Source organism: Streptomyces sp. NPDC058279 (assembly GCF_042881255.1).
Lineage (GTDB): Bacteria > Actinomycetota > Actinomycetes > Streptomycetales > Streptomycetaceae > Streptomyces.
Window position 1 is genome coordinate 438,872 of record NZ_JBHVYA010000002.1, and the last position, 18,291, is coordinate 457,162.

Annotated in this window: 15 protein-coding genes; 9 read left to right on the forward strand and 6 right to left on the reverse strand. The window is 74.2% G+C overall.

What is annotated here, in order from left to right; all coding sequences use genetic code 11:
* Nucleotides 1-64 precede the first annotated feature (64 nt).
* The 4 genes from ACFVXJ_RS06800 to ACFVXJ_RS06815 form a co-directional block, all read right to left on the reverse strand.
* The gene (locus ACFVXJ_RS06800; protein WP_389659718.1) at nucleotides 65-1,210 is read right to left on the reverse strand and encodes an RNA polymerase sigma factor; all 1,146 of its coding nucleotides are present in this window, start codon (nucleotides 1,208-1,210) and stop codon (nucleotides 65-67) included.
* 200 nt (nucleotides 1,211-1,410) lie between these two features.
* A complete protein-coding gene (locus tag ACFVXJ_RS06805) occupies nucleotides 1,411-3,522 on the reverse strand; it encodes a molybdopterin oxidoreductase family protein (RefSeq protein ID WP_389659720.1) in 2,112 nt (703 codons plus the stop codon).
* Between the two features lie 111 nt (nucleotides 3,523-3,633).
* Complete coding sequence (locus ACFVXJ_RS06810; RefSeq protein ID WP_389659723.1) at nucleotides 3,634-4,398, reverse strand: glucose 1-dehydrogenase; 765 nt, start codon at nucleotides 4,396-4,398, stop codon at nucleotides 3,634-3,636.
* Nucleotides 4,399-4,438: 40 nt separating this feature from the next.
* The gene (locus tag ACFVXJ_RS06815; RefSeq protein ID WP_389659726.1) at nucleotides 4,439-5,137 is read right to left on the reverse strand and encodes a vancomycin high temperature exclusion protein; all 699 of its coding nucleotides are present in this window, start codon (nucleotides 5,135-5,137) and stop codon (nucleotides 4,439-4,441) included.
* A gap of 416 nt (nucleotides 5,138-5,553) precedes the next feature.
* On the opposite strand from ACFVXJ_RS06815, the gene ACFVXJ_RS06820 reads away from it, so the two are divergent.
* From ACFVXJ_RS06820 to dnaG, 4 genes are all read left to right on the forward strand, one after another.
* Nucleotides 5,554-6,267 (forward strand): sirohydrochlorin chelatase, encoded by a 714-nt coding sequence (locus ACFVXJ_RS06820; protein ID WP_389659729.1) that lies wholly within the window; start codon nucleotides 5,554-5,556, stop codon nucleotides 6,265-6,267.
* 66 nt (nucleotides 6,268-6,333) lie between these two features.
* The gene (locus ACFVXJ_RS06825; protein WP_389659732.1) at nucleotides 6,334-7,674 is read left to right on the forward strand and encodes a deoxyguanosinetriphosphate triphosphohydrolase; all 1,341 of its coding nucleotides are present in this window, start codon (nucleotides 6,334-6,336) and stop codon (nucleotides 7,672-7,674) included.
* 93 nt (nucleotides 7,675-7,767) lie between these two features.
* Nucleotides 7,768-9,042: an NAD(P)/FAD-dependent oxidoreductase gene (locus ACFVXJ_RS06830; RefSeq protein WP_389659735.1), complete on the forward strand. Its 1,275-nt coding sequence runs from the start codon at nucleotides 7,768-7,770 to the stop codon at nucleotides 9,040-9,042.
* Nucleotides 9,043-9,076: 34 nt separating this feature from the next.
* The gene (gene dnaG, locus ACFVXJ_RS06835) at nucleotides 9,077-10,978 is read left to right on the forward strand and encodes a DNA primase (RefSeq protein WP_389659738.1); all 1,902 of its coding nucleotides are present in this window, start codon (nucleotides 9,077-9,079) and stop codon (nucleotides 10,976-10,978) included.
* Between the two features lie 51 nt (nucleotides 10,979-11,029).
* On the opposite strand, the gene ACFVXJ_RS06840 is transcribed toward dnaG, so the two are convergent.
* Nucleotides 11,030-11,500, reverse strand: a complete 471-nt coding sequence (locus ACFVXJ_RS06840; protein ID WP_389659741.1) for a gamma-glutamylcyclotransferase family protein — start codon at nucleotides 11,498-11,500, stop codon at nucleotides 11,030-11,032.
* A 269-nt stretch (nucleotides 11,501-11,769) separates the two neighbouring features.
* On the opposite strand from ACFVXJ_RS06840, the gene ACFVXJ_RS06845 reads away from it, so the two are divergent.
* Nucleotides 11,770-12,312, forward strand: a complete 543-nt coding sequence (locus ACFVXJ_RS06845; protein ID WP_361310742.1) for a hypothetical protein — start codon at nucleotides 11,770-11,772, stop codon at nucleotides 12,310-12,312.
* 129 nt (nucleotides 12,313-12,441) lie between these two features.
* Entirely contained in the window at nucleotides 12,442-13,077 is a 636-nt protein-coding gene (locus tag ACFVXJ_RS06850) for a class F sortase (protein ID WP_389659745.1), read from the forward strand.
* Between the two features lie 25 nt (nucleotides 13,078-13,102).
* On the opposite strand, the gene ACFVXJ_RS06855 is transcribed toward ACFVXJ_RS06850, so the two are convergent.
* Nucleotides 13,103-13,879, reverse strand: a complete 777-nt coding sequence (locus tag ACFVXJ_RS06855; protein ID WP_389659748.1) for a sulfite exporter TauE/SafE family protein — start codon at nucleotides 13,877-13,879, stop codon at nucleotides 13,103-13,105.
* A gap of 181 nt (nucleotides 13,880-14,060) precedes the next feature.
* Between ACFVXJ_RS06855 and ACFVXJ_RS06860 the strand changes: the two genes are divergently transcribed.
* Genes ACFVXJ_RS06860 through nirD form a run of 3 tightly spaced genes read left to right on the forward strand, consistent with a single transcriptional unit; the run spans nucleotide 14,061 to nucleotide 18,291 of the window.
* Nucleotides 14,061-15,314, forward strand: coding sequence for an NAD(P)/FAD-dependent oxidoreductase (locus ACFVXJ_RS06860; protein ID WP_389659751.1), 1,254 nt, complete (start codon nucleotides 14,061-14,063; stop codon nucleotides 15,312-15,314).
* Nucleotides 15,315-15,316: 2 nt separating this feature from the next.
* Complete coding sequence (gene nirB / locus ACFVXJ_RS06865; protein ID WP_389659754.1) at nucleotides 15,317-17,956, forward strand: nitrite reductase large subunit NirB; 2,640 nt, start codon at nucleotides 15,317-15,319, stop codon at nucleotides 17,954-17,956.
* A complete protein-coding gene (nirD, locus tag ACFVXJ_RS06870; RefSeq protein ID WP_389659757.1) occupies nucleotides 17,953-18,291 on the forward strand; it encodes a nitrite reductase small subunit NirD in 339 nt (112 codons plus the stop codon). Before nirB ends, nirD begins: the two co-directional genes overlap by 4 nt.

The following is an 18,291-nucleotide window of genomic DNA, read 5'->3' on the forward strand; positions in this document are numbered from 1 at the left end:
GGTGCCCTCGTACGGGGGCACCCCTCGCGCGTCCCCGCCCGACGGGGAGGTCCAGGACGGTCTTTCAGTCGAGGTAGCCGCGCAGTTGGTCGGCGAAGGCGTGGTCGCGCAGCTTGTTGAGCGTCTTGGACTCGATCTGGCGGATGCGTTCGCGCGTCACGCCGAAGATCCGCCCGATCTCCTCCAGGGTGCGCGGGCGGCCGTCGGCCAGGCCGTAGCGGAGCTGGACGACCTTGCGTTCGCGTTCGCCGAGCGTCGACAGCACCGCTTCGAGGTGCTCGCGGAGCAGGAAGAAAGCGGCGGACTCGACGGGCGAGGCGGCGTCGCCGTCCTCGATCAGGTCCCCGAGGGCGACGTCGTCCTCCTCGCCGACCGGCGCGTGCAGCGAGACCGGCTCCTGCGCGAGGCGGAGCACCTCCAGCACCCGTTCGGGAGTCAGTTCCAGGTGCGCGGCGACCTCTTCGGCCGTGGGCTCGTACCCGCGTTCCTGGAGCATGCGGCGCTGTACGCGCACGACGCGGTTGATCAGTTCGACGACGTGTACGGGCACGCGGATGGTCCGGGCCTGGTCGGCGAGGGCCCGGGACATCGCCTGCCGGATCCACCAGGTGGCGTAGGTGGAGAACTTGTAGCCGCGGGCGTAGTCGAACTTCTCAACGGCCCGGATCAGTCCGAGGTTCCCCTCCTGGACGAGGTCGAGCATGGTGAGCCCGCGGCCCACGTACCGCTTGGCGACGGAGACGACGAGGCGCAGGTTCGACTCGATGAGGCGGCGTTTGGCCATGCGGCCCATGACGACGAGCTGGTCCAGGTCGAGGGTGAGCTGGAGGTCGAGGCCGGAGGCGGCGGCGAGCTTCTCCTCGGCGAAGAGTCCCGCTTCGACGCGCCGGGCGAGTTCGACCTCCTCGGCGGCGGTCAGCAGCGGGATCCTGCCTATCTCGCGCAGGTACTGCCGGAAGAGGTCCGCGGACGGACCCGAACCGGCCGACCCTCCGGCCTTGCCGGCGCCGCGCCCGCGTTGCGCCGGCACCCGTTCGATCAGGTCGAGCGCCGCCGGCTCCCCGGGCTCCTCCGCCTCTTCGGCTTCCTCCGGCTCCTCCGGCTCCTCCGGCTCCTCCGGTTCCGTGTCCACGGCTTGGGCCTCCGCGTCGGCGGGTTCGTCGACCCGGGCGGGGTGACTCACGTTCACGGTCAGGGTCTGGGTCTGCACGGGGGCGACCTCCAGGGCTCCGAGGACGGGGGCACCGGATTTCAGTGTGGGGTACGACACATCACGGCCACGAGGGGCGTGCGAGCACTTTCTGAGTCCGGTGCGTGACCGGATGGTTACCCCTCGCCGACGTGCCCGAAGCCGCCCGGACGCATGTCCGAGCGGGCCGCGGCCCGGCCGTCCCTGCCGGACGGCGCCGGTCAGGCCGGCTCGACGCGCACCGCGCAGGTCTTGAACTCCGGCATCCGCGAGATCGGGTCGAGGGCCGGGTTGGTGAGGGTGTTCGCGCGTCCCTCCCCCGGCCAGTGGAACGGCATGAACACCGTGTCCGCCCGTATCGTGTCGGTGATTTTGGCCGGGGCCACCGCGCGCCCGCGCCGGGAGACCACCGCCAGCGGGGCGCCCTCGGTCACGCCCAGGCGGGCCGCGAGGCGGGGGTGGAGTTCCACGAACGGGCCGGGGGCGGCGGCGTTGAGCTCCGCGACCCGCCGGGTCTGGGCCCCGGACTGGTACTGGGCCACGACCCGACCGGTGGTGAGCAGCAGCGGGTACGCGGCGTCGGGCACCTCGGCCGCGTCCCGGTGCGCCACGGGCACGAAGCGGGCCCGGCCGTCCTCGGTGGCGAAGCGGTCCAGGAAGAGGCGGGGCGTTCCGGGCGAGCCCTCGGGGCAGGGCCAGAAGACGCCCTGTTCGGCTTCGACGCGGGCGTAGGAGATGCCCGAGTAGTCGGCCGGGCCGCCCGCCGAGGCGCGCCGGAGTTCGTCGAAGACCTCCTCGGGGGCGGTGGGGAAGCCCTTCTCGACGCCGAGGCGGGCGGCCAGGCCGTGCAGGACCTCCAGGTCGGTGCGGACGCCCGGCGGCGGGGTCAGGGCCCGCCGGCGCAGCAGGACCCGGCCTTCCAGGCTGGTGGTGGTGCCGGTCTCCTCCGCCCACTGGGTGACGGGGAGCACCACGTCGGCCAGTTCGGCGGTCTCGGAGAGCACGACGTCCGCGACGGCGAGGAAGTCCAGGGAGCGGATCCGGCCTTCGACGTGGGCGGCGCGCGGCGCGGAGACCACCGGGTTGGAACCCATCAGCAGCAGCGCCTTCACGTCCGTGCCGAGGGCGTCGAGGAGTTCGTAGGCGCTGCGGCCCGGGCCGGGGAGGCTGTCGGGGTCGACGCCCCAGACGCCGGCGACGTGGGCGCGCGCCGCCGGGTCGGTCAGTTTGCGGTACCCGGGCAACTGGTCGGCCTTCTGCCCGTGCTCCCGGCCGCCTTGGCCGTTGCCCTGGCCGGTGAGGCAGCCGTATCCGGAGAGCGGCCGACCGGCGCGGCCCGTGGCCAGGCAGAGGTTGATCCAGGCGCCGACGGTGTCGGTGCCCTTGGACTGCTGCTCGGGGCCGCGGGCGGTCAGCACCATGGCGGACTCCGGGGCGCAGAACATGTCCACCGCCTCCCGCAGCCGAGGCACGGGGACACCGGTGATCCGCTCCACCAGCTCCGGCCAGTGCGCCATCGCGGCGGCCCGCGCCTCGGGCCAGCCACTGGTGCGCTCGGCGATGAACGCCTCGTCGGTGCGCCCTTCGGCGACGACGAGGTGCAGCAGGCCCAGGGCGAGGGCGAGGTCCGTCCCGGGGCGGGGGGCGAGGTGCAGGTCGGCGTGTTCGGCGGTGCGGGTGCGGCGCGGGTCCACCACGATCAACGTGCCGCCGTTGTCCTTGAGTTCCCGCAGGAAGCGCAGGGCCGGCGGCATGGTCTCGGCCAGGTTGGAGCCGACGAGGATCACGCAGCCGGTGCGCGGGACGTCCTCCAGCGGGAACGGCAGGCCCCGGTCGAGGCCGAAGGCGCGCTGGTGGGCGGCGGCCGCGGAGGACATGCAGAAGCGGCCGTTGTAGTCGATCTGTGAGGTGCGCAGGGCGACGCGGGCGAACTTGCCGAGCGCGTACGCCTTCTCGTTGGTCAGCCCGCCGCCGCCGAACACGCCGACCGCGTCCGGGCCGTGGGTCCGGGCCGTGTGGGAGAGGCCCTCGGCGACGGCGTCGAGGGCCTCGTCCCAGCCGGCCGGTTCCAGCCGGCCGGAGCGGCCGCGCACGAGCGGCTCCGTCAGGCGCACCCGCGCGGAGAGCACGGCGGGGGCGGTGCGGCCCTTGCCGCACAGGGCGCCGCGGTTGACGGGGAAGTCGGGCCGCTCCTCCACCACGACGCCGCCGGTCGCCCCGGCGCGCAGGTTCATGCCGCACTGCAGGGCGCAGTAGGGGCAGTGCGTGGCGGTGACGGGGCCGGTGGTGACGGGGCCGGTGGCGGCGGGTCCGGCGGTGGCTTCGGCGCTCATACGGCCACGGTGCGCCGCCGGTGTTACACGGGCCGCCGCGTCCGGTTACGCCTCTTGTTCGGCGACCTCAGCGCGCCCGCCGGGGCCCGGTGAGGATGGCCGCGCCCGAGGTCACCCGCCGGTCAGTTGCCTCAGGGTGGGACCCGCGGTCCAGCCGCCGTCCACCGCGAGTTCGGCGCCCGTGATGTAGGCGGCGGCGTCGGAGAGCAGGAAGGCGACGGCGGCGGCGATCTCGTCCGGGACGCCGACCCGGCCCATGGGGGTGCCCGGATAGTTGCCCTCGCCGGTGCGGATGCCCACGGAAGCGGTCATCTCGGTGTAGGTCATGCCGGGGTGCACGGAGTTGACCCTGATCCGGGACTCGGCGAGTTCGACCGCGCCGATCTTGGACAGGCCGCGTACGCCCCACTTGGAGGCCCCGTAGCCGCCGGTGAGCGGCAGCCCGGTGAGCCCGGCCGCCGAGGAGATGTTGACGATCGAGCCGCCGCCGGCCGCGCGCATCAGCGGAACGGCGGCCTTGACGCCGATGAACACGCCGACCAGGTTGATCTCCAGGACCCGGCGGAAGTGCTCGACGCTCTCCTCCTCCAGCAGCCGGCCCGAGGCGATGCCCGCGTTGTTGACCAGGCCGTCCAGTCGGCCGAAGGCGGCGGTCGCGTACTCCAACGTCGTCCGCCAGTCGTCCTCGCTCGTGACGTCGTGGCGCAGGAAGTGCGCGGCGTCGCCCAGTTCGGCGGCGGTCGCGGCGCCCTCGGCCTCCAGCACGTCGGTGATCAGCACCCGGCCGCCGCCGGCCACGACGGCCCGGGCGGCCGCGGCGCCGAGCCCGCGCGCGCCTCCGGTGATGACGACGGCCTTGCCCTTCAGATCCACCACGGTGCCCCACCCCTAGAGTCTGACAATCCGTGCCAGTTTGTCAGAGCGTCAGGGCCCGCGACACCCCGTCCTCCTTGGGCCCCAGGAACGTCGGCTTCGGCTTGAACGCCGCGTCCAGCGCCGCCTTCCCGGCCGCGAAGACCTCGCGGGCGCCGCCGTAGTACCAGGTCGCGTCGTGTACGTCCGCCACCCCGACCCCGTACGAGTCCACGCCCGCCGCCTGGCACAGGGCGACGGCCCGCCGGATGTGGAAGCCCTGGCTGATCAGCACCGCGCGCCGCACGCCGAAGATCTGTCGGGCCCGGACGCAGGAGTCCCAGGTGTCGAAGCCGGCGAAGTCGCTGACGATGTGGTCGTTCGGGACGCCGTGGCGGGCCAGGTAGGCCCGCATCACGTCCGGCTCCGAGTACTCGGTGCGGCTGTTGTCCCCCGTGACCAGGACGACCTTGACCTTCCCCGCGCGGTACAGCTCGGCGGCCGCGTCGAGCCGGTCGGCCAGGTACGGGGTGGGGCGGGCGCCCAGCAGGCCCGCGCCGAACACCACCGCCACGGGGGCGGCCGGCGCCCGGGCCGTGTCGCCGACCCGGTCGGCGGCCACCGCGTGGGTCCACGCCGAGGGCAGCAGCGCCAGCACACACAGCGTCATCACGGCCCGGACGGCGCGCCGCCTGGCCCGTACCGTACGCGGCACCAGGCCGCGCACCCCGCCCGCGATCCGGCTCAGGCGCGCTCCGCGCATGACGTTCCCCTCCTGGTCGTCGCCGGGTCCCCGGCCGTCGTCCGGTTCCGGCTTGTCGTCCGATACCGGCTTGTCGTCCGGTACTTGTCCTCGCCCGGTCTCCGCTGGTCAGGACGCCGGTGGGGCCGGTGCGGTTTCACCGCCGCCCGTCGGTGCCCGGCCGGCCGGCTGTGAGCAGCCGGAAAAGACCCGTCACCGCGGCGCAACGCGACGGCAATCTCCGACCCGCAGGATCGGTGCATGACGGAGCCCGCGCACCCTCCCGCATCCCCGTCCGGCCCGCCCCTCCCGCCCCTCCCGTCCTTCCCGTTTCCCCCCGCAACCGCCGGCGAGCTGCTGTCCCGGATCACCGCTCAGCTCGGGGCGCAGTTGGACGCCGTGCGTCCGCCGGGGGCCCGGTCCCACGGAGCCCACGCATGCAGCCCACCCTCGTCGCCGTCGCCCACGGCAGCCGTGACCCGCACGCCCTCCGGACCGTCCGGGCCCTCCTGGACCGGGTCCGTGAACTCCGGCCCCGCCTCGACGTCCGCCTCGGGCACATCGAGCTGAACCGGCCACTGCTCGGCGACACCCTGGGCGGGGCCACCGGTTCGGCGGTCCTCGTGCCGCTGCTGCTCAGCCGCGGCCACCACGTCAAGCGGGACCTGCCCGCGGCGGCCGCCCGCGCCGGCCACCTGTTCACCCGGGTCGCCGCCCCGCTCGGCCCGCACCCGCTGCTGGTCGAGGCCCTGTCCGAACGGCTCCTGGAGGCCGGCTGGGTTCCGGGTACGGCGGTCGTGCTCGCCGCCGCGGGCTCCCGCGACCGGGACGCCGCAGAGGACGTCCGCCGCACCGCCACCCTGCTGTCCGAACGGCTCGACGGGGTGCCCGTGGTGGCCGCCTACGCCTCGGCCGCCGCCCCCACCGTCCCCGACGCCCTGCGCGCCCTCGCCGCCCGGGGCCACCACCGGACCGCCGTGGCCTCCTACTTCACCGCCCCAGGCCGCTTCGCCGCCCAGAGCGCGGCGGCGGCGTCCGGCCCGGCCGCGGCGCCGCTCGGCGACCACCCGGCCCTCGCCCGGCTCGTCCTGCTGCGCTACGACGAGGCCCTCGCCCGGCGGCGGACGCCGCCGGTGCTCGCCACCGCGTAGGGCAGCGCGCGGAGCGGGGCCGCCCGGATCACCCGCCTTGTCGGCTCTTCCGGTTAACGTCTGAACATGGAAGGCATGGAAGGCACCCCCCGCACCACCCCCCGAGCCACCCCGCACCCCGTCCCGTACGAGCCCGCGGACACCGAGCGCTGGGCCGCCGAGCCCGACAAACGGCCCGGTCGCACCGCCTTCCAGCGGGACCGCGCCCGCGTGCTGCACTCCGCCGCGCTGCGCCGCCTCGCCGGCAAGACGCAGGTCGTCACCCCCGGAACCCGCTCCTACGACTGGGACGCGAGCCCCCGGACCCGGCTGACCCACTCCCTGGAATGCGCCCAGGTGGGCCGCGAGCTGGGGCTGGCCCTCGGCTGCGACCCCGATCTGGTCGAGGCCGCCTGCCTCTCCCACGACATGGGCCACCCGCCCTTCGGGCACAACGGCGAGGAAGCCCTCAACGAGTTCGCCAAGGACTGCGGCGGTTTCGAGGGCAACGCCCAGTCGCTGCGCCTGCTGACCCGGCTGGAGCCGAAGCGGTTCGTACCCGATCCGGCCACGGGTGAGCTGGTCAGCGTCGGTCTCAACCTCACCCGGGCCTCGCTGGACGCCGCCACCAAGTACCCCTGGCCGCGCGGCGGGCACCCCACGGACCCCGACTCGGTGAAGTTCGGCGCGTACGAGGACGACCTGCCGGTCTTCGCCTGGCTGCGGCGGGGCGCCCCCGCCGACCGCAAGTGCTTCGAGGCGCAGGTCATGGACTGGGCGGACGACGTCGCGTACTCCGTCCACGACTTCGAGGACGGCCTGCACGCCGGACACCTCGACCCGAACATGCTCTTCGCCGAGCCGGACCGCGCGGCGATCTGGCGGGTCGCGATCGGCCGGTACGTGCCCGCGGACACCGCGCCGGAGGAGTTGCGCGAGGCCTTGGACCGGCTGATGGGGCAGGAGTGGTGGCCGCACGGCTACGACGGCTCGGCCGTCGCCCAGGCCCGGCTCAAGGACGCCACCAGCCAGCTGATCGGCCGTTTCTGCCTGGCCGCCGAGGGCGCGACCCGGGAGGCGTACGGGACGGGCCGGCTCACCCGGTACGCGGCCGAGCTGGTGGTGCCCCGGGAGGCGCGCAACGAGTGCGCCGTCCTCAAGGCGGTCGCCGACCTGTACGTGATGCAGCGCGACGAGCAGGAGCGGCTCCGCGCGGACCAGCGCATCGTCCTGGCCGAACTCGCCGAGGCGCTCAGCGCCCGGGCTCCCGAGGGCCTCGACCCCCAGTTCCGCGCGATCTTCGAGGCAGCGCCGGACGACAAGGCGAGGAAACGCGCGGTCATCGACCAGATCGCCGCCCTCACCGACGCCTCGGCCCGCTCGTTGCACACCCGTCTCACCAGGCGGCCACGACGCGCCGAAGGGTGAGCCGATCGGGCCACTCCCCCTTCCCGGGGCAGGCTCGGTGCGGGACGCTCGCATGTGGTCGCATGTGGCGCAGAGGTTATGAGGAGGCATCAGGTGGTCGACGCACACCGGACGTTCGTCATCGTCGGCGCGGGTCTCGCCGGGGCCAAGGCGGCCGAGACGCTGAGGTCGGAGGGGTTCACGGGCCGGGTGATCCTGGTCGGGGACGAGCGGGAGCATCCCTACGAACGCCCTCCCCTGTCCAAGGGGTACCTGACCGGCAAGGAGGAACGCGACAGCGTCTTCGTCCACGAGCCGTCCTGGTACGCGCGCGCCGACATCGAGCTGCACCTGGGCCAGCCCGCCGTCCAGCTCGACCGGGAGGCCAAGAAGGTCGTCCTCGGTGACGGTACGGCGCTGCACTACGACAAGCTGCTGCTGGCGACCGGGGCCGAGCCGCGCCGCCTCGACGTCCCCGGCACCGGCCTGGTGGGGGTGCACCACCTGCGGCGGCTCGCGCACGCCGAGCGGCTCAAGGGGGTCCTGGCCGGGCTGGGCCGGGACAACGGCCACCTGCTGATCGCGGGGGCCGGCTGGATCGGCCTGGAGGTCGCGGCGGCGGCCCGCGGGTACGGCGCCGAGGTGACCGTCGTGGAGCCGCTGGCCACACCGCTGCACGCGGTGCTCGGCCCGGAGATCGGCCGGCTCTTCGGGGACCTGCACGCCGATCACGGGGTCCGCTTCCACTTCGGCGCCCGGCTCACCGAGATCGTCGGACAGGACGGGATGGTGCTGGCCGCCCGGACCGACGACGGCGAGGAGCATCCGGCGCACGCGGTGCTCGCCGCGATCGGCGCCGCGCCGCGCACGGCGCTCGCCGAGACCTCGGGGCTGGCCCTGGTGGATCGGGAGCACGGCGGCGGGATCGCCGTCGACGCGTCGCTGCGGACGTCCGACCCGGACGTCTTCGCCGTCGGGGACGTGGCGGCCGCCCACCACCCGGCGCTGGGGACCAGGCTGCGGGTCGAGCACTGGGCCAACGCCCTCAACGGCGGACCCGCCGCCGCGCGGGCGATGCTCGGGCAGGAGGTCTCCTACGACCGGGTGCCCTACTTCTTCTCGGACCAGTACGACGTGGGGCTGGAGTACTCCGGGTACGCGCCGGTGGGCGGCTACGACCAGGTGCTGATCCGCGGGGACGTGGGCAAGCGGGAGTTCATCGCGTTCTGGCTGTCGCAGGGGCGGGTCCTGGCCGGGATGAACGTCAACGTGTGGGACGTCACGGAGCACATCCAGGCCCTGATCCGCTCCCACGCGCCGGTCGACCGGGAGAAACTGGCGGACCCATCCGTTCCGCTTTCCTCGCTGGTGGCGGCGGAGGGGGCCTGACGGGTTTGTCGGCGCCCGGCCGTAGACTTCACGCGTGGCAGGACGGATCAACGACGACGACGTGAAGGCGGTACGGGACGCGGTCCCGATCGACGCCGTGGTCTCCGACTACCTCCAGCTGCGCAACGCCGGCGGCGGCAACCTCAAGGGCCTCTGCCCCTTCCATGACGAGAAGTCCCCGTCCTTCCAGGTCAGCCCCAGCAAGGGGCTGTACCACTGCTTCGGCTGCCAGGCGGGCGGGGACACCCTCGACTTCATCATGAAGATCGACCACCTCTCCTTCTCGGAGGCGGTCGAGCGCCTCGCCGGCCAGGCGGGCATCACCCTGCGGTACGAGGAGGGCGGGTACACCGCCGGGACCAGCGGCCGCGGCGAGCGGATCCGACTGGTCGAGGCGCACAAGGCCGCCGCCCAGTTCTACGTCGACCAGTTGGACGGCCCCGAGGCCGAGATCGGCCGCAAGTTCCTCGCGGAGCGCGGCTTCGACCAGGCCGCGGCCGCGCACTTCAGCGTGGGCTACAGCCCGGCCGGCTGGGACCACCTGACCCGCTTCCTGCGCGGCAAGGGCTTCAGCGACAAGGAACTGATCACCTCCGGCCTGGCCCAGGACAGCCGCAGCGGGAAGCCGATCGACCGGTTCCGCGGGCGGCTGATGTGGCCGATCAGGGACATCAGCGGGGAGGTCGTCGGCTTCGGCGCGCGCAAGCTGCGCGACGACGACAACGGCCCGAAGTACCTGAACACCCCCGAGACGGCGATCTACAAGAAGTCCCAGGTGCTGTACGGCATCGACCTGGCGAAGAAGGAGATCGCGAAGACCTCGCGGGCGGTCGTGGTCGAGGGGTACACCGATGTGATGGCCTGCCACCTGGCCGGGGTGACCACCGCGATCGCGACGTGCGGCACGGCCTTCGGCGGGGACCACATCAAGATCCTGCGCCGGTTGTTGATGGACAACGCGACGGCCGAGGTGATCTTCACCTTCGACGGGGACGCGGCGGGCCAGAAGGCCGCGCTGCGCGCCTTCGAGGACGACCAGAAGTTCGCCGCCGAGACCTCGATCGCGATCACTCCGGGCGGTATGGACCCGTGCGACCTGCGGCTCGCGCAGGGCGACGCCGCCGTGTCGGGGCTGGTGGAGTCCCGCACCCCGCTGTTCGAGTTCGCGCTGCGGCACATCGTGGCCCGGCACAACCTGGAGAACCCGGCGGGCCGGGCGGCGGCGCTCGACGAGGCGGCCCCGGTCGTCGCCCACATCAAGAACATCGCGATCCAGCACGAGTCGGCGGTCCAACTGGCGGGGATGCTCGGCATCCGCGACGAACAGTTCGTGGTCAAGCGGGTCGCCCAGCTCGCCCGCTGGGCGCGCGAGCGGGGCGGCCGGCCGCAGGAGAGCGGACGCGGCCGGGCGTACGAGGCCGGCCCCGCGACCGCGCCCGCCCCCGCGGCGGGCGGCCCGGCGCTGAACCTGCGCAGCCCCGCCCACCGCACGGAACGCGAGCTGCTCAAGCTGGCCCTGCAAAGACCGGCCCTGGTCTCCCCCGCCTTCGACGCCTACGGGATGGACGAGTTCACCGCCCCGCCCTACGCGGCGGTCCGCCAGGCGATCCAGGACGCCGGGGGCGCCTCCCTGGGCACGGAGGACTATCTGACCCGGGTCCGGGCCGCCGCGCCCAACGACACGGTCCGCGCGCTGGTGACGGAACTCGCCGTCGAAGCCATCCACGCCAAGACGGTGGACGAGGTCTACGCGGGCGTGCAGCTGGTCCAGGTGCGACTGCGCGCCGTCGACCGCCGGGTGCACGAGATCCAGGGCACGCTCTCCCGCCTGGGCCCGCAGGCCCCGCCGGAACAGCTCGCGGCGGTCCAGGAGGAGCTGTGGGTCCTCCAGCAGTACGGGCAGCGGCTGCGCAACCGCGGGGCCGAGGGGCTGTAGGGGGGTGTGTGACGGGTCAGGCCGGGCCCGTCGCACCCCCCCTGGCCCCCGTCACCGGGTTCGGTCGCGGGCGAGCCAGTCGCCGCCCGGGATCCGGGTCCCGGAGCGGGCGAGGGCGCGGGCCAGCGGTGGGGCGGCCAGGTACACCCAGGCCGGGACCGGGGTGCCGTCGGGGCGCAGGGCCTCGCGGGCGACACGGTCGTAGACGTTCCCCGGCCGGCCCGGACCGCGGTACTCCTCCAGCAGGTCCAGCGCGACCAGCAGCCCGGCGTAGCTCTCGGGGGCGGCGGTGATCAGCTCTCCCCGTATCGCGGCCCCGGGGCGCGCGACGGCGTACGGGTAGCCCGGCCCCTCGTACAGGGCGGTGTCGGGCAGCAGGGCCGGTTCCTCGGCGGCCGTGCGGCCCCGCAGGAACAGGTCGTGGTTGACCTCGCCCGGCCGCAGGGTCCCGTACACGAAGAACGGCAGGGCGGTCACGGCGGTTCCCGGCGGGTCGGGCGGTGTCACGTCGAGCGGTGTCACGGGCCCTCCCTGGACTGCCGGCGCGGTACGGGCGGCCCGTCCGCGCACCCCCACCGTACGCAGCGCGCCGGGGCCGCCGTAAGCCCGCCCCCGCGCGGATCGGCGGCCGGTGTCACCCGGACGGGCAGAGTCCCCCGGACGGCCCAAGCGGGCCGCTCCGACCTGGGGGAACACCGGCCGACGCGGCTGAGCTGACGCTACATCAGGAGGCGGGGGGCGAGCGGGAAGGGTTATCTCGGGAACACGACCCCGCGTTCCCAGGAGCCCCCATGCGCCGCCGCACCGCCCATGTGCTGACCGCCACCGCGCTGACCGCCGTCGCCTTCGCCGGCCCGGTCGCGGGTGCGGTGGCCGCCGCGGAACTCGGCATGCCCCCCTTCGCGCCGGGGGACTTCGCCCCGCTGGAGGTGTGGCCGAAGTCCGCCGCCCCGGGCGTGACCGTGACGGTGAACACCGGCGCCTGCGGGCCCTCCGGTCGCGCCGAGGGAGACGCCACCACCGTTGGCGGGGGCCGGTTCAAGCTGCTGCCGGGCCCGCACAAGGAGGTGGTCGTGGGGCAGTTCCAGGTCGCCCGCGACCTGCGACCGGGAACCTACGACATCGGCGCGACCTGTGCGAACGGCAAGTTCGCCACCGGCGACCTGATCGTCACCGACCGTGGCCCGCAAGGCCACGTACGGACCGGGGTCGGTGGTGGCACGACCACCACCACCGACCCCGCCAGAGTCACGGCGGGAGCGGTCGTGCTGGCCGCGGTCGCCGTGGGCGGTACCTGGCTCCTGCGTCGCCGGGCGAGCGGCACGCGGAGCTGACGGACGCCCGCGGCCCCGACCGCGGTCCGAGCGGTACCGTCCCCGTCGCCCGCCCCGCGAGGTCCCCCCGTTCGCGGGGCCGGGCGACGGCCAGTCATACGCACGGCAAGCGAGCACGAGGGGGCAGGCATGGTGGGCACCTCCGGCGTCGCCGGCCGCGGCGGGCTCCTGGCCCTGGCCGCCTGCGTGGGCATCTGGCTCGTCGGCAGCGGCTCCTCGGAGACCGTCGGGCCGCCGCTGCCGTCCCCCGCCGAGGCACTGGGCACGCTCAGCGGCCAGGCGTCCTACGCCGGGAGCATCGCCCCGCTGCCGGGATCACCGCCCACCCGCATCCGTATCCCGTCGATCCGGGTGGACGCCCCGCTCACCGGGCTGGGACTCCAGCCGGACGGCAGTCTCGAAGTACCGCCGCCCGGCCGCCGCGACCTCGCCGGCTGGTACCGCGACGGCACCACCCCGGGCGCCACCGGCACCGCGCTCATCGCGGGCCACGTCGACCACGCCACCGGCCCGGCCGTCTTCTACCACCTGGGCGCGCTGCGCCGCGGGGCCTCGATCGAGGTGGCACGCGCGGACGGCCGGACGGCCGTGTTCACCGTCCACGCCGTCGAGGTCTACGACGCCAAGGCGTTCCCCGACTCCCGGGTGTACGGACCCTCGCCGCGCGCCGAGCTGCGGGTGATCACCTGCGGGGGCGGCTTCTCGCCCCGGACCGGCTACGAGGGCAACGTGGTCGTCTTCGCCCACCTGACGGGGACGTACTAGCGGCCGTGGACGGCGGCGGCCCCGCTCAGCCCCACTGCTCGATACCGAGCTTCACCACCAGCGCCCCGACGACCGTCAGCAGCACCGTCCGGACGAACGCGCTGCCCTTGGTGAGCGCCATCCGGGCCCCGATCATGCCGCCGGCGAGGTTGAAGGCCGCCATCAGCGCGGCCAGTTGCCACAGCACCATCCCCTGGTACGCGAACATCGCGAGCGCCCCGGCGTTTGTGCAGCAGTTGACGATCTTGGCGGTGGCGGAGGCGGTCACCAGGTCGAGGTGGAGCAGCGCGGTGAGGGCCAGGACCAGGAACGTGCCGGTGCCCGGCCCGATGAGGCCGTCGTAGAAACCGATGCCCAGCCCCGCCAGGCCAATGGCGAGCAGGACCCGGCGACGGCTGACGGGCGCGGTGTCCGCGGCCGCGCCGAACCCGGGCTTGAAGATCACCACTGCGGCGACGACCACCAGGACCGCCATGATCAGCGGGCGCAGGGCGTCCTTGCTGATCCCGCCGGCCAACGCGGCGCCGCCCATCGATCCGGCGAGCGCGGCCAGGCCGATGCGGACGGCGAGCTTCACGTTCACCGGCGCCTTGCGGGCGTAGGTCACGGCCGCTCCGGTGGTGCCGACGATGGCCACCGCCTTGTTGGTGCCGAGGACGGCGGCGGGGGGCGAGTGCGGGAGACCGAGCAGCAGGGCGGGCAGGAGCAGCAGACCGCCGCCCCCCACCACGGCGTCGATCCAGCCGGCCGCCGCGGCGGCCACGCACAGCACGATGATCATCGCGGTTGATATGTCAGGCACGGCTCCGACCCTATGGAGCGTTCGACCGCTACGGCCCGGGACATCGAAAACTTGCGCAAACGTTGAGGTTCGGGTGCGGTTCGGGGCCTCACGGGCCGCCCGGCCGGGTGCTGAGGCGCGCGTTCCGTCGGGGTAACAGCGGCGATGCGGCGGGGAAACAGCGGGCCCGCACGCTCGTGCCATGACCTCGAATCGGCGTGTGGTGGTGATCGGCGGCGGCCTGGCGGGCCTACGGTGCGCCGCGCGGTTGGCCACCGGTCGCACGGCTGCGGTCACGGTCCTCGGCGAGGAGCCGCACGCCCCGTACAACCGGGTGCTGCTGGCCGAGATCCTGGCCGGGCGGTACGACCCCGAGGTGACCGCGCTCCCGGACCCCGGACCGGCGCTGCGCCGGGGCGTGCGCGCGGTGCGCGTGGACCGCGCCGACCGGACGGTGCACTGCGACGACGGGGCGGTGCTCGGGTACGACGCCCTGGTGCTGGCGACCGGCTCGAACCCGGTCCTGCCCCCGCTGCGCGGCCTGTTCGAGCCGGACGGACGGGACCTTCCCGAAGGGGTGCACGCGTTCCGCACCATGGACGACTGCCTGGCCCTCTCGGCGGCCGTACGTCCCGGCGTGCGCGCCGTGGTGATCGGCGGCGGGCTCCTCGGGGTCTCGGCGGCCCGCGCCCTCGCCGCCCGCGGCGCCCAAGTGGTGCTCGCGCAGCAGGCCGAGCGGCTGATGGAACGCCAACTGGACGCGGACGCGTCGGCGCTCCTGCACACCCATCTGACGGCCCTCGGCGTGGAGATCCACACCGAGTGCCGGGTACGCGGTCTGACCACGACCGCGGCTTCCCGCGCCGGTGCCGGAACCCGGGTCACCGGCGTGGAACTCGCCGACGGGTACCGGCTCGAAGCCGACCTCGTGGTGCTCGCCTGCGGCGTGCGTCCGCGCACCGGGCTGGCCCGGGCCGCCGGGCTCGACGTGCGCGAGGGCGTCGTCGTGGACGACCGGCTGCGCACCTCCGACCCCCGTATCCACGCCATCGGCGACTGCGCCGAGCACGACGGCCGCGTGTACGGGCTGGCCGGGGCCGCGCTGGAGCAGGCCGACGCCGTCGCGGCCTTCCTCACCGGCGCCGGCGACCCCGCCGGCCCCTCCCGCTACACCGGGACCCGCGCGCTGACCCGGCTCACCCTCACCTCCGGCGGCGACGGCCCGTTGGACCTGGCCGCTTTCGGGGAGGCGACCCCGCTCCCCGGGGACGACGTCATCCGTCTCGCCGACGCCACCCGCCGGACCTACCGGAAGGTCGTCGTCCGCGGTGACCGCCTGGTCGGCGGGGTCCTGCTCGGCGAACTGTCCACCGTGGGCGCGCTGGCCCGCTCCTGGGAGGACGGCGAAGCCCTGACCGACTTCTCGCACCTGCTCACCGACGACGGAGGCTCCTGATCATGGCCGCAGTCCCGCCCACGCCCATCCCCGCACCCACGGCGGCGGCCACGGCCGCAGCCGACCCCGCAGCCGGCCCCGGGCCCGCCCCGGCGGACGGCCCGACGGACGGTCAGGCGCACCGCCCCGCCCTCGTGCTCGTCGGCCACGGCATGGTCGGCCAGCGCTACCTGGAGGCCCTCGCCGAACGCGGGATCACCGCCACGCACCGCGTCACCGTCCTGTGCGAGGAGCCCCGCCCGGCCTACGACCGGGTCCACCTGACCTCCTACTTCGCCGGCAGCACCCCCGAGGACCTGTCGCTGACCCCGGACGGCTTCATGGAACGGCACGGGATCGACCTGCACCTGGGCGACCCCGCCGAGAGCCTCGACCGCGGCGCCCGCACCGTCACCTCCCGCTCCGGGCGGGTGTTCCCGTACGACGTCCTCGTCCTCGCGACCGGCAGCTACCCCTTCGTGCCGCCCGTACCCGGCAAGGACGCCCCCGGCTGCTTCGTGTACCGCACCATCGAGGACCTCCTCGCGATCGAGGCGTACGGCAAGGGCCGCGGCAGCGGAGCCGTCGTCGGCGGCGGCCTCCTCGGCCTGGAGGCGGCCGGCGCGCTCCAGGGGCTGGGGCTGACCACCCGCGTCGTGGAGTTCGCCCCGCGCCTGATGCCGGTGCAGGTCGACGAGGGCGGCGGCGCCGCGCTGCTGCGGACCATCGAATCCATGGGCCTGACCGTCCACACCGGCGTCGGCACCCAGGAGGTGCTCACCGGCGAGGACGGCTCGGTGACCGGGATGCGCCTGTCCGACGGTTCGACCGTCCCCACCGACCTGGTCGTCTTCTCCGCCGGTGTCCGCCCCCGTGACCAGCTCGCCCGCGATGCCGGTCTGGTGGTCGGCGAACGCGGCGGGATCCGCGTCGACGCCCGCTGCCGCACCTCCGACCCCCGCGTGTACGCCATCGGCGAGTGCGCGCTGGCCGCCGACGGCCGGGTCTACGGCCTGGTCGCCCCCGGTTACGAGATGGCCGAGACGGCCGCCGACGACCTGCTGGGCCGCGACCGGGAGTTCACCGGAGCCGACCTGTCCACCAAGCTCAAGCTGCTCGGCGTGGACGTGGCCTCCTTCGGCGACGCACACGGCGCGACCCCGGACTGCCTCGACGTCGTCTACTCCGACTCCCGCTCCGGCGTCTACAAGAAGCTGGTCGTCTCCCCCGAGGGAGTCCTGCTCGGCGGGGTCCTCGTCGGCGACGCCGACTCCTACGGGCTGCTGCGCCCGCTCACCGGCAGCGTCCCGCCCGTCACCCCCGAACAACTGGTGCTGCCCGCGGGCATCGGGCCCGCCGCGCGGCTCGGGCCGGCCGCGCTCCCCGACACGGCGGTGATCTGCTCCTGCCACAACGTCACCAAACAGCAGATCACCGCCTGCTCCTCGCTCCCCGAGGTCAAGGCGTGCACCAAGGCCGGCACCGGCTGCGGCGGCTGCCTGAAGGTGATCGGCCAACTGCTGCCCGCCGCCGTCGACAAGGGGCTGTGCGGCTGCTTCCCGTACACCCGCGCCGAGCTGTACGAGATCGTCCGCACCCGCCGCCTGACCTCCTACCGGGAGCTCCTCGACGGCCACGGCCGCGAAGGCGCCCGGGGCGGCGAGGGCTGCGAGGTCTGCAAGCCGGCCGTCGCCTCGATCATCGCCTCACTCGCCGCGACGCTGGGCGCGAGCGGCTACGTCCTGGACGGGGAGCAGGCAGCCCTCCAGGACACCAACGACCACTTCCTCGCGAACATGCAGCGCAACGGCTCGTACTCGGTCGTGCCCCGCATCCCGGGCGGTGAGGTCACCCCGGAGAAGCTCATCGTGATCGGCGAGGTGGCCCGCGACTTCGGCCTCTACACGAAGATCACCGGCGGGCAGCGGATCGATCTCTTCGGGGCCTCGGTCGACCAGCTCCCGCGCATCTGGGCGCGGCTGGTGGACGCCGGGTTCGAGTCCGGGCACGCCTACGGGAAGGCGCTGCGCACGGTGAAGTCGTGCGTGGGCCGGACGTGGTGCCGCTACGGGGTGCAGGACAGCGTGCGCATGGCCATCGACCTGGAGCTGCGCTACCGGGGGCTGCGTGCACCGCACAAGCTGAAGTCGGCGGTGTCCGGCTGCACCCGCGAATGCGCGGAGGCGCAGAGCAAGGACTTCGGCGTCATCGCGACGGCCAACGGCTGGAACCTCTACGTCGGCGGCAACGGCGGCGCCACCCCGCGCCACGCCGACCTGCTCGCCCAGGACCTGTCGGACGCCGAACTGGTCCGGCTCATCGACCGCTTCCTGATGTTCTACATCCGCACCGCCGACCGGCTGGAGCGGACCTCGACCTGGCTGGAGCGGCTGGAGGGCGGCCTGGCCCACCTGCGGGACGTGATCGTGCACGACTCGCTCGGCCTGTGCGCGGAGCTGGAGTCGCTGATGGCCGACCACGTCGCCCACTACCGCGACGAATGGGCCGAGACGCTCCAGGACCCGGAGCGACTGCGCCGGTTCGTGTCCTTCGTCAACGCGCCCGGCGCCCCGGACCCGACCGTGCGGTTCGTGCCCGAACGCGACCAGGTCAAGCCCGACCTGACCGTCCTCACCCTTGAGCCCGTGGGAGGCAACCGGTGACCATCGAGTTGGAAGTGAACGGCGGCTGGCTGACGGTGTGCGACCTGTCGGAACTGATCCCGGGCCGCGGGGTCGCGGCCCTGCTGCCCGACGGGAACCAGGCCGCGGTGTTCGTCGACCGCGCGGGACGCCCGTACGCCATCGGCAACCGGGACCCCTTCACCGGCGCGCAGGTGCTCGCCCGGGGGCTGGTGGGCGCGGTGACGGGCCGGCCGTTCGTGGCCTCTCCGCTGCTCAAGCAGCGGTTCGACCTGGCGTCGGGGCGCTGCCTGGACGACGACGCGGTGGCGGTCCGGACCTACCCGGTGCGGACCGCCGTGACCTCGCCCGCGTAG

What these genes read in the sequence shown, in the direction of transcription:
- ACFVXJ_RS06845 (WP_361310742.1), top strand. Translation starts at nt 11,770, where the DNA reads ATGCGCCGCCGCACCGCCCATGTGCTGACCGCCACCGCGCTGACCGCC.
- ACFVXJ_RS06820 (WP_389659729.1), top strand. Translation starts at nt 5,554, where the DNA reads ATGCAGCCCACCCTCGTCGCCGTCGCCCACGGCAGCCGTGACCCGCAC.
- ACFVXJ_RS06805 (WP_389659720.1), bottom strand. Translation starts at nt 3,522, where the DNA reads ATGAGCGCCGAAGCCACCGCCGGACCCGCCGCCACCGGCCCCGTCACC.
- ACFVXJ_RS06815 (WP_389659726.1), bottom strand. Translation starts at nt 5,137, where the DNA reads ATGCGCGGAGCGCGCCTGAGCCGGATCGCGGGCGGGGTGCGCGGCCTG.
- ACFVXJ_RS06825 (WP_389659732.1), top strand. Translation starts at nt 6,334, where the DNA reads ATGGAAGGCATGGAAGGCACCCCCCGCACCACCCCCCGAGCCACCCCG.
- ACFVXJ_RS06850 (WP_389659745.1), top strand. Translation starts at nt 12,442, where the DNA reads ATGGTGGGCACCTCCGGCGTCGCCGGCCGCGGCGGGCTCCTGGCCCTG.
- ACFVXJ_RS06860 (WP_389659751.1), top strand. Translation starts at nt 14,061, where the DNA reads ATGACCTCGAATCGGCGTGTGGTGGTGATCGGCGGCGGCCTGGCGGGC.
- nirB (WP_389659754.1), top strand. Translation starts at nt 15,317, where the DNA reads ATGGCCGCAGTCCCGCCCACGCCCATCCCCGCACCCACGGCGGCGGCC.